The organism is Pseudomonas sp. DTU12.3, from assembly GCF_004124275.1.
GTDB lineage: Bacteria > Pseudomonadota > Gammaproteobacteria > Pseudomonadales > Pseudomonadaceae > Aquipseudomonas > Aquipseudomonas helmanticensis.
Map to the genome: position 1 here is coordinate 6,137,014 of NZ_CP027218.1, position 14,691 is coordinate 6,151,704.

Annotated in this window: 14 protein-coding genes; 3 read left to right on the forward strand and 11 right to left on the reverse strand. The window is 59.0% G+C overall.

Annotation, left to right across the window (positions count from 1 at the left end):
• Nucleotides 1-32 precede the first annotated feature (32 nt).
• The 3 genes from C2E19_RS28310 to C2E19_RS28320 all read right to left on the reverse strand — a co-directional run bounded on the left by C2E19_RS28310 (nt 33) and on the right by C2E19_RS28320 (nt 3,277).
• Nucleotides 33-1,397 carry an aspartate aminotransferase family protein gene (locus C2E19_RS28310; RefSeq protein ID WP_064116331.1) on the reverse strand — a complete coding sequence of 455 codons (1,365 nt, stop codon included), beginning with the start codon at nt 1,395-1,397 and terminating at the stop codon, nt 33-35.
• A gap of 56 nt (nt 1,398-1,453) precedes the next feature.
• Nucleotides 1,454-2,812, reverse strand: a complete 1,359-nt coding sequence (locus tag C2E19_RS28315; protein ID WP_129395970.1) for a glutamine synthetase family protein — start codon at nt 2,810-2,812, stop codon at nt 1,454-1,456.
• 96 nt (nt 2,813-2,908) lie between these two features.
• Complete coding sequence (locus tag C2E19_RS28320) at nt 2,909-3,277, reverse strand: glutamine amidotransferase (RefSeq protein ID WP_129395971.1); 369 nt, start codon at nt 3,275-3,277, stop codon at nt 2,909-2,911.
• A gap of 278 nt (nt 3,278-3,555) precedes the next feature.
• On the opposite strand from C2E19_RS28320, the gene C2E19_RS28325 reads away from it, so the two are divergent.
• Complete coding sequence (locus tag C2E19_RS28325; protein WP_028623670.1) at nt 3,556-4,932, forward strand: glutamine synthetase family protein; 1,377 nt, start codon at nt 3,556-3,558, stop codon at nt 4,930-4,932.
• A 285-nt stretch (nt 4,933-5,217) separates the two neighbouring features.
• Nucleotides 5,218-5,856, forward strand: coding sequence for a TetR/AcrR family transcriptional regulator (locus C2E19_RS28330; protein ID WP_129396187.1), 639 nt, complete (start codon nt 5,218-5,220; stop codon nt 5,854-5,856).
• Between the two features lie 153 nt (nt 5,857-6,009).
• On the opposite strand, the gene C2E19_RS28335 is transcribed toward C2E19_RS28330, so the two are convergent.
• The 8 genes from C2E19_RS28335 to C2E19_RS28370 all read right to left on the reverse strand — a co-directional run bounded on the left by C2E19_RS28335 (nt 6,010) and on the right by C2E19_RS28370 (nt 13,331).
• Nucleotides 6,010-6,225: a molybdopterin-binding protein gene (locus tag C2E19_RS28335; RefSeq protein ID WP_003229256.1), complete on the reverse strand. Its 216-nt coding sequence runs from the start codon at nt 6,223-6,225 to the stop codon at nt 6,010-6,012.
• A gap of 106 nt (nt 6,226-6,331) precedes the next feature.
• Nucleotides 6,332-7,138: an aliphatic sulfonates ABC transporter ATP-binding protein gene (gene ssuB, locus C2E19_RS28340; protein WP_129395972.1), complete on the reverse strand. Its 807-nt coding sequence runs from the start codon at nt 7,136-7,138 to the stop codon at nt 6,332-6,334.
• Nucleotides 7,135-7,917: an aliphatic sulfonate ABC transporter permease SsuC gene (ssuC, locus tag C2E19_RS28345; RefSeq protein ID WP_003229260.1), complete on the reverse strand. Its 783-nt coding sequence runs from the start codon at nt 7,915-7,917 to the stop codon at nt 7,135-7,137. Before ssuC ends, ssuB begins: the two co-directional genes overlap by 4 nt.
• A gap of 8 nt (nt 7,918-7,925) precedes the next feature.
• Entirely contained in the window at nt 7,926-9,074 is a 1,149-nt protein-coding gene (ssuD, locus tag C2E19_RS28350) for an FMNH2-dependent alkanesulfonate monooxygenase (RefSeq protein WP_018928626.1), read from the reverse strand.
• 25 nt (nt 9,075-9,099) lie between these two features.
• The gene (locus tag C2E19_RS28355) at nt 9,100-10,065 is read right to left on the reverse strand and encodes a sulfonate ABC transporter substrate-binding protein (RefSeq protein WP_053124845.1); all 966 of its coding nucleotides are present in this window, start codon (nt 10,063-10,065) and stop codon (nt 9,100-9,102) included.
• 91 nt (nt 10,066-10,156) lie between these two features.
• Nucleotides 10,157-10,750 (reverse strand): NADPH-dependent FMN reductase, encoded by a 594-nt coding sequence (gene ssuE / locus C2E19_RS28360; protein ID WP_129395973.1) that lies wholly within the window; start codon nt 10,748-10,750, stop codon nt 10,157-10,159.
• Nucleotides 10,751-11,033: 283 nt separating this feature from the next.
• Nucleotides 11,034-11,672, reverse strand: coding sequence for a peroxiredoxin (locus C2E19_RS28365; RefSeq protein ID WP_129395974.1), 639 nt, complete (start codon nt 11,670-11,672; stop codon nt 11,034-11,036).
• A gap of 297 nt (nt 11,673-11,969) precedes the next feature.
• Entirely contained in the window at nt 11,970-13,331 is a 1,362-nt protein-coding gene (locus C2E19_RS28370) for an OprD family porin (protein ID WP_129395975.1), read from the reverse strand.
• Between the two features lie 367 nt (nt 13,332-13,698).
• On the opposite strand from C2E19_RS28370, the gene tauA reads away from it, so the two are divergent.
• A complete protein-coding gene (gene tauA / locus C2E19_RS28375; protein ID WP_164979459.1) occupies nt 13,699-14,685 on the forward strand; it encodes a taurine ABC transporter substrate-binding protein in 987 nt (328 codons plus the stop codon).
• The last annotated feature ends 6 nt before the right edge of the window (nt 14,686-14,691 follow it).

The window sequence follows — 14,691 nt, forward strand, 5'->3', positions numbered from 1 at the left end:
GCGCCGCAGCTCCCCCGCTCAGAGCCTAGCACTTAGCCTTGCAACGCACTGAGGGTCAGATCCAGGCATTTACGTGCCTTTGTAACCAGCTCATCGATCTCCGCCTTGCTGATGACCAGCGGCGGCGCGATGATCATGGTGTCGCCCACAGCGCGCATGATCAGGCCGTTGTCGAAGCAGAACTGGCGGCAGATCATGCCGACACCCTTGCCTTCGTAACGCTTGCGAGTGGCCTTGTCCTGCACCAGCTCGATCGCGCCCAACAGACCGACACCGCGAACTTCACCCACCAATGGGTGATCGTTCAGTTCCCGCAGACGTTTCTGCAAATACGGTGCCGTTTCGTTGTGCGCGTTCTCGATAATTTTTTCATCGCGCAGAATGCGGATGTTTTCCAGACCCACCGCTGCCGCCACCGGGTGACCGGAGTAGGTGAAGCCGTGGTTGAAATCGCCACCTTCGTTGAGCACCGCAACAACGCTGTCGCGAACGATCAGGCCACCCATCGGGATGTAGCCGGAGGTCAGGCCTTTGGCGATGGTCATCATGTCGGGTTTGAGATCGTAGAAATCGCTGCCGAACCACTCACCGGTACGACCGAAACCGCAGATCACTTCGTCGGCGACAAAGAGGATGTCGTACTTGGCGAGGATTTCCTTGATGCGCGGCCAGTAGCTGTCGGGCGGAATGATCACGCCACCGGCGCCCTGGATCGGCTCGGCAATAAAGGCACCGACGTTGTCGACGCCGACTTCGAGAATCTTCTCTTCCAGCTGATTGGCCGCCCAGATGCCGAACTCTTCAGGGGACATGTCGCCACCTTCAGCGAACCAGTACGGTTGCGCGATGTGAACGATGCCCGGGATCGGCAAGTCGCCTTGTTCGTGCATATACGTCATGCCACCGAGGCTCGCGCCGGCCACGGTCGAACCGTGATAACCGTTCTTGCGGCTGATGATGACTTTCTTGTTCGGCTGGCCCTTGATCGCCCAATAATGACGAACCATACGCAGCATGGTGTCGTTGCCTTCGGAGCCGGAACCGGTGAAGAACACATGGTTCATGCCTTCTGGCGCGACGTCGGCGATCGACTTGGCCAGTTCCAGTGCCGGCGGGTGCGCGGTCTGGAAGAACAGGTTGTAGTACGGCAGTTCGCGCATCTGTTTGGCGGCGGCATCGGCCAGTTCATCGCGACCGTAACCGATGGCGACACACCACAGACCGGCCATGCCGTCGAGGATCTTGTTGCCTTCGCTGTCCCACAGGTAAACGCCCTTGGCGTTGGTGATGATCCGCGGGCCTTTTTCTTTCAGCTGCTTAAAGTCGCTGAACGGCGCCAGGTGGTGATCATTGCTGAGTGCTTGCCACTCGCGGGTTTGCGGATTGTTGCTGGTCATGCCAATTCTCCTTGTTATCGGTGAAGGCGCGGCTTCTGAGGGCCGCGCCCGGCGTATCAGACGGCGAAGAGCAGGTACTCACGCTCCCACGAACTGATCACGCGCTTGAAGTTTTCATGCTCGGCCCGCTTGACCGCGACGTAGCCAGTGATGAAAGTTTTGCCCAGGTATTTCTCGACGGTCGAGCTGTTTTCCATGCGCTCCAGCGCGTCTTCGATGGTCAGCGGCAGGCGCAGGTTGCGGCGTTCATAACCACGACCGACCACCGGTGCGCTCGGGTTGAGGCCCTCGACCATGCCGATGTAGCCGCAGAGCAGGCTTGCGGCAATCGCCAGGTATGGGTTGGCGTCGGCGCCCGGCAGACGGTTTTCCACGCGACGGTTCTGCGGGCCGGCATCCGGCACGCGCAGGCCGACGGTGCGGTTCTCTTCGCCCCACTCGACGTTCACCGGTGCCGAGGTGTCCGGCAAGAAGCGGCGGAACGAGTTGACGTTCGGTGCGAACAGCGGCAACAGCTCGGGAATCAGTTTCTGCAAACCACCGATGTGGTGCAGGAACAGCTGGCTCATGGTCCCGTCTTCATTGGAGAAAACGTTCTTGCCGGTCTCGATGTCGATGATGCTCTGGTGCAAGTGCATCGCACTGCCCGGCTCGCCCGTCATCGGCTTGGCCATAAAGGTCGCGGCGACGTCGTGCTTGAGTGCGGCTTCACGCATGGTGCGCTTGAACACCAGGATCTGGTCGGCCAGCGACAGTGCATCGCCGTGACGGAAGTTGATTTCCATCTGCGCCGTGCCGTCTTCGTGGATCAGCGTGTCGAGATCCAGCTCCTGCAGTTCGCACCAGTCGTAGACGTCTTCGAACAGCGGATCGAATTCGTTCGCCGCTTCGATGGAGAACGACTGACGACCGATTTCCGGACGGCCCGAGCGACCGATTGGCGGCTGCAACGGATAGTCAGGATCGTCGCTGCGCTTGGTCAGGTAGAACTCCATTTCCGGCGCCACGATCGGCTGCCAGCCCTTGTCGGCATAGAGCTTGAGGACTTTCTTGAGGACATTGCGCGGCGACAGCTCGATCGGGTTGCCTTGCTTGTCGTAGGTGTCGTGAATCACCTGCGCGGTCGGCTCGATGGCCCACGGCACCAGGTACACGGCGTTCTGATCGGGGCGGCAGATCATGTCGATGTCGGCCGGGTCGAGCAGTTCGTAATAGATGTCGTCTTCGACGTAATCGCCGGTCACGGTCTGCAACAGCACGCTTTCTGGCAGGCGCATGCCTTTTTCGGCGATGAACTTGTTGGTCGGCGAAATCTTGCCACGGGTGATACCGGTCAAGTCGGCGATCATGCATTCGACTTCTGTGATCTTGTGGTCTTTCAACCAATCGGTGAGCTGGTCGAGGTTGTTACTCATAAATGCCTCTGGGCTGAGTCTCCTGACGTAGTGTCAGGCAAAGTTTGACGCCGGCGGCGTCGCGTTAAAGGGGGCTTGCTTGTGCGCAGTGCGGGCTTACGCCAGGCACCGCGCATAGACAATGAAAGAGGAGCTTACCTGCCCTTTACGCTGGCGTTGCATTTCCTGTGCACACTGAAGACGAGCAGCAAGGCGTGCAGAATCGTGAGCACCGCTTGGGAAGCGGCACAGGCTTTGGAAGTGAAAGCGATCTATATTGGAAGGGAACGCCATAAACGGGATGCCTTGTCGTACGTCCAGAATATCGGACGCTGCCGTTTTGCCTGTTGCCGACGAGACTGTCGTCAACGGACCGCACGCCATGCTGGCTGCGTTACGGACGGATTTGTCGCCACTGATGTGATGAGCATGCAGACCGGACTGTTGCGAGCAGTCGGTGATGCCGATTAACGGCAGGCGAGACATGAAGCACCCCGGTATTATTGCTGTTATGGGTTTGATCCGAGCTTAGCCTTGTTCATTTTTTTACACAACACCCCCGTAAAAAATACAACACGGCCTGCTCAAGCCCGCGGGTGCCAAGCGTCCCAGGGACAAAAAAACGCCTCAAAGTGCCCCATAAATGCCCTCACAGCGCTTTTTTAGGGCAAAAAAGGCCTCGCTTGACTTCGGCATGCCGTTCGGGTTGACTGAAACCAGAAAAGATCAATGATTGATATTTTTAACAACAAAGGTGTTGCATCATGTCGGTACCCCCGCGTGCCGTTCAGCTTAACGAAGCGAACGCGTTCCTTAAGGAACATCCTGAGGTTCTGTACGTTGACCTTCTGATTGCGGATATGAATGGTGTGGTGCGCGGCAAGCGCATTGAACGCACCAGCCTCCACAAGGTTTACGAGAAAGGCATCAACCTGCCGGCCTCTCTATTTGCTCTGGATATCAATGGTTCGACGGTGGAAAGCACCGGCCTGGGCCTGGACATCGGCGACGCCGATCGTATCTGCTATCCAATCCCCGACACCCTGTGCAACGAGCCATGGCAGAAGCGCCCTACCGCGCAACTGTTGATGACCATGCACGAACTCGAAGGCCAGCCATTCTTTGCCGACCCGCGAGAAGTACTGGCCAATGTGGTTCGCAAGTTCGATGAAATGGGCCTGACCATTTGCGCCGCGTTCGAACTCGAGTTCTACCTGATCGACCAGGAGAACGTGAACGGTCGTCCGCAACCGCCACGCTCGCCGGTTTCCGGCAAACGTCCGCACTCGACACAGGTCTACCTGATCGACGACCTCGACGAATACGTCGACTGCCTCCAGGACATTCTGGAAGGTGCCAAAGAGCAAGGCATCCCGGCCGACGCCATCGTCAAGGAAAGTGCCCCGGCGCAGTTCGAAGTGAACCTGCACCACGTCGCCGACCCGATCAAGGCGTGCGACTACGCAGTACTGCTCAAGCGTCTGATCAAGAACATCGCCTACGACCATGAAATGGACACCACCTTCATGGCCAAGCCTTATCCGGGCCAGGCAGGTAATGGTCTGCACGTACACATCTCGATTCTGGATAAAGAAGGCAAAAACATTTTTGCCAGCGAGGATCCCGAGCAGAACGCCGCGCTGCGTCACGCGATCGGCGGTGTGCTCGAGACCCTGCCCGCGCAGATGGCTTTCCTCTGCCCGAACGTCAACTCCTACCGTCGTTTCGGCGCACAGTTCTACGTGCCGAACTCGCCGTGCTGGGGCCTCGACAACCGCACCGTGGCGATTCGCGTACCGACCGGCTCGTCCGATGCCGTACGTATCGAACACCGCGTGGCCGGTGCCGACGCCAACCCGTACCTGCTGATGGCTTCGGTACTGGCCGGCGTGCACCACGGTCTGACCAACAAGATCGAACCGGGCGCGCCAGTCGAAGGCAACAGCTACGAGCAGAACGAGCAAAGCCTGCCGAACAACTTGCGCGATGCCCTGCGCGAGCTGGACGACAGCGAGGTGATGGCCAAGTACATCGATCCGAAGTACATCGATATCTTCGTCGCCTGCAAGGAAAGCGAGCTGGAGGAGTTCGAACACTCCATCTCCGACCTTGAGTACAACTGGTATCTGCATACCGTGTAAGCGGTTGTAGCGCCAAAAAGAACGCCGTCGGCTGATTCAGCCCATGGCGTTTTTTTATGGCCAAACACAAAACCTGTGGCGAGGGGATTTATCCCCGTTGGGTTGCGAAGCAGCCCCAAAACCATCCCACTCGGTGTGTCAGGAATAACCGGTTCTCAGGGTTTACGACTGCTGCGCAGCCGAACGGGGCGGTGCGACGTTTCGCTGAATCCCCTCGCCACAGGGTACTGGCAGACAACACCGAACACGGCTCGTACAATGCCCGCTGCCCCGCAGGAGACTTCCATGACGCGACCCGCCCCCGTTCGCAAACCCCGTGCCCGCAGCCAGGCACGGATTGATTCGATACTCGATGCCGCACGCACGCTGCTGGCCGCCGAGGGCGTGGCGAGTCTGTCGATCTACAGCGTCGCCGAGCGTGCGCAGATTCCGCCCTCCTCCGTGTATCACTTCTTCGCCAGTGTGCCGGCGTTGCTCGAAGCGCTGACGGCGGATGTGCACGCCGCATTCCGTGCCTGCCTGCAAGCGCCGATCGATCACGATGCCTTGCGCGACTGGCGTGATCTGTCGCGGCTGGTCGAGCAACGCATGCTGGAGATCTACGGCGAAGATGCCGCTGCTCGCCAGTTGATCCTCGCGCAACATGGTCTGACCGAAGTGACGCAGGCTGACCGCCAGCACGACCTTGAGCTGGGTGACCTGATGCACAAGCTGTTCGATCATCACTTCGAGTTGCCGAGGCTGCCGGAGGATGTCGATGTGTTTGCCTTGGCAATGGAGTTGGGTGACCGCGTTTACGCGCGTTCGGTGCAGCAGCATGGGCAGATCACCCCGCGCATGGCGGAGGAAGGGATGCGCGTGTTTGATGCCTATATCGGCCTGTATCTGCCGCCGCATCTGCCCAAAAGATCTCTAGTGATCTGACTGGCCTCTTCGCGAGCAGGCTCGCTCCCACATTTGGAATGCGATCCCCTGTGGGAGCGAGCCTGCTCGCGAAGGCCGCACCGCAGTTTTCAGATCAGGCACAAAAAACCCCGAAGGGCTCACGCCCTCCGGGGTTGTTTTTTACTCACTGGCTTACAACTTGGCGATCGACACCTCGGTGGATTTCACAAAGGCGATCACTTCGCTGCCCACCACCAGTTCCAGCTCCTTGACCGAACGGGTGGTGATCACCGAAGTGACGATACCCGAAGCGGTCTGCACGTCGATTTCCGACAGCACGTCGCCGAGGACGATTTCCTTGATCGAGCCTTTGAACTGGTTGCGCACGTTGATGGCTTTGATAGTCATGATATTTCTCCTGAGGTCGAAATAAGCTGCAAGTGGCAAGCTTCAAGCGGCAAGCAAAAGCACAGCGCTTCTACTTGCAGCTTGTAGCTTGAAGCTCGCAGCTGTTTCATTGCGCCCAACGCAATTGCGTAGGCAGGGGTGAAACAGGTTCCGGTTCCGGCGGTTCGCCAGGCAGGGACAAAACTCGGTTGAGCACTTCGGTTTCCAGCGCCGCCAGGCGATGCGAACCGCGCACCCGAGGGCGCGGCAATTCAACATGCAGATCAAGACCGACTTCGCCGTCCTCGATCAGAATCACCCGATCGGCAATCGCTACCGCCTCACTGACGTCGTGGGTCACCAGCAGCACGGTGAAGCCGTGTTGCTGCCAAAGACGCTCGATCAGTTGCTGCATTTCAATGCGGGTCAGCGCGTCCAGTGCACCGAGCGGTTCGTCGAGCAACAGCAGGCGCGGTTGATGGATCAGCGCCCGGGCCAGGGCGACGCGTTGCTTCTGCCCGCCGGACAGGGCTGCCGGCCATTCATCGGCGCGATCCGCCAAACCGACCGCGTCCAGCGCATCCAGTGCTTGCTGACGCCAGTTGCCCTTAAGCCCAAGGCCAACGTTGTCGATGATCTTTTTCCATGGCAGCAGACGCGCTTCCTGGAACATCAACCGGGTGTCTTCCCGTGCGTCACTGAGTGGCGCAGAGCCGGCGAACAGTTCACCACCAGTCGGTTGATCGAGGCCGGCGAGCAAGCGCAGCAAAGTACTTTTGCCACAACCACTGCGCCCGACCACCGCGACGAATTGCCCCGCCGGAATATGCAGATCGATGTCACGCAGCACCTGCCGCGCGCCAAAGGTTTTCTGCAGGTTGCGCACCGCCAGCGGAATCCCGCGCAGCAGGCGTGGCGGTTGTTGAGCGGTCATGCTGCACCTCCTTTGGCAACCTGATAGGCCGGGTGCCAGCGCAACCACACACGTTCAAGTCCACGAGCGGCGAGGTCGGCGAGTTTGCCGAGCACCGCGTAAAGCAGGATCGCCAGCACCACCACGTCGGTCTGCAAAAACTCCCGGGCGTTCATCGCCAGATAGCCGATGCCCGAGCTGGCGGAAATGGTTTCCGCGACGATCAGCGTCAGCCACATAAAGCCCAGGGCGAAGCGCACACCGACCAGAATCGAAGGCAGCGCGCCCGGCAGAATCACCTGCCAGAACAGGCTGAAACCGGAGAGGCCATAACTGCGCGCCATCTCCACCAACGCCGGGTCGACGTTGCGAATGCCGTGATACGTATTCAGGTAGATCGGAAACAACGTGCCCAACGCCACCAGGAAAATCTTTGCCGACTCGTCGATGCCGAACCACAGGATTACCAGCGGGATCAGCGCCAGGTGCGGCACGTTGCGGATCATCTGCACTGAACTGTCGAGCAGGCGTTCGCCCCATTTCGACAGGCCAGTGATAAAGCCCAGAACCAGACCGATGCTGCCGCCGATGGTGAAACCGAGCGCCGCGCGCCAGCCACTGATCGCCAAGTGCGTCCAGATTTCGCCGCTGCGCACCAGGCTCACGCCGGCCTCGATCACCGCCACCGGTGCCGGCAGAATCCGTGTCGACAACCAGCCGGCCGACACCGACAACTGCCACACCGCCAGCAACAACACCGGCAACGCCCAGGGCGCGAGGCTGTGGATGATTTTCTTCATGGCGCGCCTCAGCTCTGCGACGCGGCTTTGGGAAGAATGTCGTTGGCGACCATCTCGCCGAACGGGCTGACATAACCGGCGCTTTTCGGCAGTTCCGGACGCTCGATGTCGAGGTGCGGGAACAGCAGTTCAGCGACGCGATACGACTCTTCAAGGTGTGGATAACCGGAGAAGATGAAGGTGTCGATGCCCAGATCGGCGTATTCCTTCACACGAGCAGCCACGGTCGGGCCATCGCCGACCAGCGCCGTACCGGCACCGCCGCGCACCAGACCGACGCCAGCCCACAGGTTCGGGCTGACTTCGAGGTTGTCGCGGCTGCCGCCGTGCAGAGCGGCCATGCGTTGCTGGCCAACGGAATCGAAACGCGCCAGCGAAGCCTGGGCACGAGCGATGGTGTCGTCGTCCAGATGCGAGATCAAACGATCCGCCGCTTGCCAGGCTTCAGCGTTGGTTTCGCGGACGATCACATGCAGACGAATGCCGAAGCGTACGGTGCGGCCAAGCTTGGCGGCTTTGGCGCGCACTTGTGCGATCTTCTCGGCCACCGCTGCTGGCGGCTCGCCCCAGGTCAGAACCATTTCCACTTGTTCGGCGGCCAAGTCTTGCGCCGCTTCCGACGAGCCACCGAAGTACAGCGGCGGACGCGGTTGCTGGATCGGCGGATAGAGCAACTTCGCGCCCTTCACGCTGATGTGCTGACCGTCGTAATCAACGGTTTCGCCTTCGAGCACACGACGCCAGATGCGAGTGAACTCCACCGAGGCTTGATAGCGTTCTTCGTGGCTGAGGAACAGACCGTCGCCAGCCAATTCTTCGGGGTCGCCACCGGTGACCAGATTGAACAGCGCACGACCGCCGGACAAACGATCGAGCGTCGCTGCCTGCCGCGCCGCGACCGTCGGGGAAATGATCCCGGGGCGTAGGGCAACGAGGAATTTCAGGCGCTGGGTCACCGGAATCAGCGACGCCGCCACCAGCCACGAGTCTTCGCAGGAGCGGCCGGTGGGAATCAGCACACCACCGAAACCCAGACGATCCGCCGCTTGTGCGACCTGTTGCAGATAACCGTGGTCAACGGCGCGAGCGCCTTCGGCGGTGCCAAGGTAATGGCCGTCGCCGTGGGTAGGCAGGAACCAGAAGATATTGAGGCTCATGGAGTGGTCTCCTTGGGGATTCGAATTACAGCGCTTTGGCCACAGCGGCCGGTGGTGTCCAGATCACATCCTTGATGCTCAGTGGCTTGGGAATCAGCTTGAGCTGGTAGAACGTGTCAGCGATTTTCTGCTGCGCGGCGACCACTTCCGGGGTCAGGAACAGCGCGCCGTAACCCTGGCGTTTCACCGAGGTCAGGGTGATGTCTGCCGGCAGGCCGAGCAGCGGCGCGACTTGTTGGGTCACGTCTTCAGGGTTGGCTTTGGACCACTCGCCGACGGCGCGCACTTCCTCAACGAGGGCTTTGATCACCTCAGGGTTTTTCTGTGCATAGGGTTTGGTCGCGAGATAGAACTGGTGGTTGTCGACGATGCCTTTGCCGTCGCGCAGGGTGTGCGCTTGCAGTTGTTTCTCGGCAGCGGCCTGGTACGGATCCCAGATAACCCAGGCGTCGACGCTGCCACGTTCGAACGCAGCCCGAGCATCGGCCGGCGGCAGGAATACGGTTTGAATGTCGGTGTACTTGAGACCGGCGTCTTCCAGCGCACGCACCAGCAGGTAGTGGACGTTGGAGCCTTTGTTCAGCACGACTTTCTTGCCCTTGAGATCGGCCACCGATTTGATCGGCGAGTCTTTCGGCACAAGGATCGCTTCGCTGTTCGGCGCTGGTGGTTCATAAGCGACGTAGAGCAGATCGGCGCCGGCTGCCTGGGCGAAGACCGGCGGGGTTTCGCCGGTGACGCCGAAGTCGATCGAGCCGACGTTCAGGCCTTCCAGCAACTGCGGGCCGCCGGGAAATTCAGTCCATTGCACGTCGACGCCTTGGGCGGCCAGACGCTTTTCCAAAGTCCCTTTGGCTTTGAGCAGCACCAGCGTGCCGTACTTCTGATAACCGATCCGCAATGTCTCGGCTTGAGCTTGAGTGATGGCGCCGAAGGTGACAGCCGCAGCAAACAGAGCGACCAGACCACGACGCAAAAATACAGTGCGCATAGCGCTCTCCTTTTTTGCTGTTGGGTTTTGGCTGCACCTGCTTGGCCGTTAGCGGCGAAGTAAGGTGAGTTACATCAAGTTCGGGTGTGGCTTAAATGCTCCAGCGAGCACTCAACAAACGTTCGTTCAACAAGCCCGGTTCCAGCGGCTTCGGCCGGCGCGCCATGGCGCCGACAAACTGATCCAGCGCTTCGTGCAGACGCTGCTCCAGCGCCGGTGCCAGTTGCGCCGCGGCACTGCCTTCGCCGTAAGCGATCTGGCTGTCCTCGGCGAAAATCCCCTGGAGCATTTCCTGGGCTTTCAATGCCGAGAGCACAGGCTTGAGCGCGTAATCGACCACCAACATGTGGGCGATGCTGCCGCCGGTGGCCATCGGCAAAACAATCTTGTGATTCAGGGCACGCTCTGGGAGCAGATCCAGCAGCGTCTTCAACGCGCCAGAGAAAGACGCTTTGTAAACCGGTGTGGCGATCAGCAGGCCATCGGCGTTTTCAATCTGTTGCAGCAGGTCGAGCACCTTCGGGCTGTCGAAGCGGGCGTGGAGCAAGTCTTCGGCCGGGAAGTCCCGAATCTGATAACTCACCACTTCCACCCCTTGCGCCTGCAACCAGCGTTGCGAGCGGTCCAGCAGCACCCCGGAACGGGAGCGCAGGCTGGGACTGCCACCGAGTGAGACGACCAGCATTCAGGCACTTCCTTAAGCGTTACAGGCGATTCGCGGGTTGCGATCTCGCTTCGATGGGAGTGACCTTACCAGCTGATTTATATATCTATAAATCATATTTATTCATTTGGTTATGCGTTTAGGAGATATGCAATTTACATTGTTCAGAGCGAAAAAAAAGGCCGTCGAAACGGCCTGAAATCCCCTGCTATGTGGATGCCTCGAAAAGATCGCAGCCTTCGGCAGCTCCTACAGAAAGCGGCGTACTCCTGTAGGAGCTGCCGCAGGCTGCGATCTTTTGATCTTAACGATTCGGCTGTGGCGTCAGGCGCAGATACGGCTTAACAGCCCGATAGCCCTTCGGAAAGCGTTGCTTGATCTCGTCCTCATCCTTCAACGAAGGCACGATCACCACCTCATCACCGTCCTGCCAGTTGGCCGGCGTGGCCACCTTGTAGTTATCGGTGAGCTGCAGCGAGTCGATCACCCGCAAAATCTCGTGGAAGTTGCGCCCGGTGCTCGCCGGATAGGTGATGGTCAGGCGAACCTTCTTGTTCGGATCGATCACGAACAACGAACGCACGGTCAGTGTGTCGCTGGCGTTTGGGTGGATCAGGTCATACAGATCGGAAACCTTGCGATCGGCATCCGCCAGGATCGGGAAGTTGACGATGGTGTTCTGGGTTTCGTTGATGTCTTCGATCCATTTGTGGTGCGAATCCACCGGGTCGACCGACAGTGCAATGGCTTTGACGCCGCGCTTGCTGAATTCATCTTTGAGTTTGGCGGTGAAGCCCAACTCGGTGGTGCACACCGGGGTGAAGTCCGCCGGGTGGGAGAACAGCACGCCCCAGCTATCGCCCAGCCACTCGTGGAAACGAATCTTGCCGGCGCTGGAATCCTGTTCGAAGTCGGGGGCGATGTCGCCGAGTCTGAGGCTCATGGTGCTGCTCCTGATGAGTTGTTGGAGACCTCAACTGTAGCTCGGGATTTGCCATCATGAAAAAGAATAAATAACTAGATATCTAGATCTTAAAAGAATATTAAACATCTGTTCACTGGACGCTCGGCGGCATCCCGACGAACATCGGCCGCAAGGTTCGAGAAGGCCTTGAGTTGCTGTAAAGAGGGGAATTTCGGGACAGGCTTACGGGGGTGAGCCTGACTCGAAAACGCAAAAGCCCCGTCCGGCGCGATGCCGGACGGGGCTTTTTTTACATCAACGAATCGAGACGCGCTATTACAGCAGCGGGATCGAGTAGCTGACGATCAGGCGGTTTTCATCCTGGTCACGCTGACCTGGGATGTCGTTGCGCCAGGTAGCGTTTTTCCACATGAAGCCGAGGTTTTTCGCCGGGCCTTCTGGAATCACGTAGCCAACGGTGAAGTCACGTTCCCACTCGGAGCGGCCATTGCCGTTTTCACGACCGTTGGTGCCCACGGTGTCGATGTTATCGCCACGCAGGTAAACCATACCGGCGGTCAGGCCTGGCAGGCCGACTTTAGCGAAGTCATACGAGTAGCGTGCTTGCCAGGTGCGCTCGCCGGCACGGCCGAACTTCTGGATCTGCATGTCGGTGATGGTGTAGTTCGACGAACCGTCGCCCTGGTTCAGCCAAGGGAAGTCGCTGCTGCCGTTGGAAACCTGATAGCCGCCACCGAAAGTGTGACCTTCAACGGTGTACAGGAACAGGCCGCTGTACAGGTTGTTGTCGACTTTACCGCGACCGCTAGCGGTACCGGTGTAGTTACCGCTGCTGTAGTAAGCAGGGGTATTGCCGTTGGCGCCGTCGTCGGAGCTGTTGAAGTAACGCAGGTCAGACTTCAGCACGCCCGGGCCGATTGCCCAGTTGTGCACCAGACCCAGGAAGTGCTGCTTGTAGAAATCTTCCAGATTGCCGTAGTAGTACTGGGCAGTCAGGTCCTTGGTGATTTTGTAGTCACCACCGGCGTAGATGAACTTGTTGCTGTCGCGACCGCTGATGGTTGGGCTGTTGGCGCCACCGATCGACAGTTGCTCGTTGTTGCTGGAGTTACGACCTTTCACGGCTTCGATCTGGCCACCGACCAGAGTCAGGTCCTTGATGTCGCCGGAAGTGATCTGGCCACCCTGCCAGGTTTGTGGCAGCAGACGACCGTCGTTGGTGACGATGACCGGGTTCTTCGGCTGCAGCGTACCCAGCTTCAGTTCGGTCTGGGAGATCTTGGCTTTGGCAGTCAGGCCCAGGCTCGAGAAGTTATCAACAGCTTCACCGTTGGACTTGCTCGGGAACACGGTGCCGCCGTAGGAAGTCGCAGTGGCGCCGTTGGTGCCGCCGCCCGAATCCAGCTTCACGCCCAGCAGGCCGATCGCGTCGATACCGAAGCCGACGGTGCCTTGGGTGTAACCGGAGATGAAACGCAGATCGAAGCCTTGGCCCCATTCTTCGTTCTTGCTCTGCACGCCCGAAGCGGTTTTGGCAGCGCTGTCGCGGTTGTCGGTGTTGATGTAGAAGTTACGCAGCCCCAAGGTGGCCTTGCTGTCTTCGATGAAACCGGCGGCGCCTGCCTGCTGCGCCAAAACCCCTACGGCCACAGCCAGGGCCAAGGTGGACTTGTTCATGTAAAGCTCCTCTCGTTTCTAATTTTTGTGTTCCTGGTCCCGGGTCTATTGCCCTGGATCCTAAGATGCGCGATTAGCGCCAGACCGTGACCGACAAGTCAATCGTAACCATGTATGTCTACGACCAAGGTCTAATCGCAGTGATTTGGTCCCTGCACAGTACTGATTTCCTGTTAACCCCAAAAAGAATTATTTCATTCTTTTTAATACCATTCGGGAATATGGCCTAGTAATGGCTACCCGCACCGGGATACAGGATATCGGCTACTAAGCTCATTCCTAAATGGTATTTGTGCGCCCTTTTTTAGATCGCTTAGCGTTGACGTATTCAAATCACGTCAATCCCTATCCAAAAGGCGACGCCATCATGGCCAAACGCGCACTATCTAGTCAATTTGTTACAGTTTGTGTGTCAGCGATAATTTCGTTCTCGGCCCAGGCTGCCAACCTCACGGTTGGCTACCAGACCGGTATCGACCCAAGCAAAGTCCCGCAGGCTGATGGCGTCTACGAGAAAACCATCGGCGAGAAAATCGACTGGCGCCGCTTCAACAGCGGCCCGGAAGTTGTGACAGCCATCGCTTCCGGCGACGTGCAGATCGGCAATCTCGGCTCCAGCCCTTTGGCTGCCGCCGCATCGCGTAATCTGCCGATCGTCGCATTCATCGTGTCGGCACAGATCAATGCGGCCGAAGCCTTGGTGGTGCGCAATGGCAGCGGCATCAATACCCCGCAGGATCTGGTCGGCAAGACCATCGCCACGCCGTTCGTTTCTACCTCCCATTACAGCCTGCTCGGTGCGCTCAAGCACTGGGGCCTGGACACCTCGAAAGTCAAAGTGGTCAACCTGCAACCCGCAGAAATCGCCGCCGCGTGGAAGCGTGGCGATATTGACGGGGCGTTTGTCTGGTCGCCCGCGCTGGGTGAAATCCGCAAGACCGGCAAGACCCTGACCGATGCTGCGCAGGTCGGTCAGTGGGGCGCGCCGACCTTCGAAGTGTGGGTTGCGCGCAAGGACTTTGCCGAGAAACATCCTGAGGTCGTGGCCAAATTTGCCAAGGTCACTCTAGACGCGTTTGCCGATTACGCCAGCCATAAAGACCGCTGGACAGCCGACTCCGAGCCGGTACAGAAAATCGCCAAACTGACCGGTGCCAACGCCGCCGACGTGCCGGAATTACTCGCAGGCTCCACGTTCCCGGATGCCAAGGCACAGCAAACCACCGCGCTGCTGGACGGCGGCACGGCGAAGGCGATTGGTGAGACGGCGAAATTCTTGAAGGAACAGGGCAAGGTTGAAACAGTGCTGCCGGACTATTCACCGTATGTCAGCGCGAAGTTCGTGGCGCAATAAAAGCTT

Bases quoted from the DNA above. Each gene is read 5' to 3' on its own strand.
- C2E19_RS28310 (WP_064116331.1), bottom strand. From the start codon at position 1,397: ATGACCAGCAACAATCCGCAAACCCGCGAGTGGCAAGCACTCAGCAAT.
- C2E19_RS28315 (WP_129395970.1), bottom strand. From the start codon at position 2,812: ATGAGTAACAACCTCGACCAGCTCACCGATTGGTTGAAAGACCACAAG.
- C2E19_RS28320 (WP_129395971.1), bottom strand. From the start codon at position 3,277: ATGTCTCGCCTGCCGTTAATCGGCATCACCGACTGCTCGCAACAGTCC.
- C2E19_RS28325 (WP_028623670.1), top strand. From the start codon at position 3,556: ATGTCGGTACCCCCGCGTGCCGTTCAGCTTAACGAAGCGAACGCGTTC.
- C2E19_RS28330 (WP_129396187.1), top strand. From the start codon at position 5,218: ATGACGCGACCCGCCCCCGTTCGCAAACCCCGTGCCCGCAGCCAGGCA.
- C2E19_RS28335 (WP_003229256.1), bottom strand. From the start codon at position 6,225: ATGACTATCAAAGCCATCAACGTGCGCAACCAGTTCAAAGGCTCGATC.
- ssuB (WP_129395972.1), bottom strand. From the start codon at position 7,138: ATGACCGCTCAACAACCGCCACGCCTGCTGCGCGGGATTCCGCTGGCG.
- ssuC (WP_003229260.1), bottom strand. From the start codon at position 7,917: ATGAAGAAAATCATCCACAGCCTCGCGCCCTGGGCGTTGCCGGTGTTG.
- ssuD (WP_018928626.1), bottom strand. From the start codon at position 9,074: ATGAGCCTCAATATCTTCTGGTTCCTGCCTACCCACGGCGACGGCCAT.
- C2E19_RS28355 (WP_053124845.1), bottom strand. From the start codon at position 10,065: ATGCGCACTGTATTTTTGCGTCGTGGTCTGGTCGCTCTGTTTGCTGCG.
- ssuE (WP_129395973.1), bottom strand. From the start codon at position 10,750: ATGCTGGTCGTCTCACTCGGTGGCAGTCCCAGCCTGCGCTCCCGTTCC.
- C2E19_RS28365 (WP_129395974.1), bottom strand. From the start codon at position 11,672: ATGAGCCTCAGACTCGGCGACATCGCCCCCGACTTCGAACAGGATTCC.
- C2E19_RS28370 (WP_129395975.1), bottom strand. From the start codon at position 13,331: ATGAACAAGTCCACCTTGGCCCTGGCTGTGGCCGTAGGGGTTTTGGCG.
- tauA (WP_164979459.1), top strand. From the start codon at position 13,699: ATGGCCAAACGCGCACTATCTAGTCAATTTGTTACAGTTTGTGTGTCA.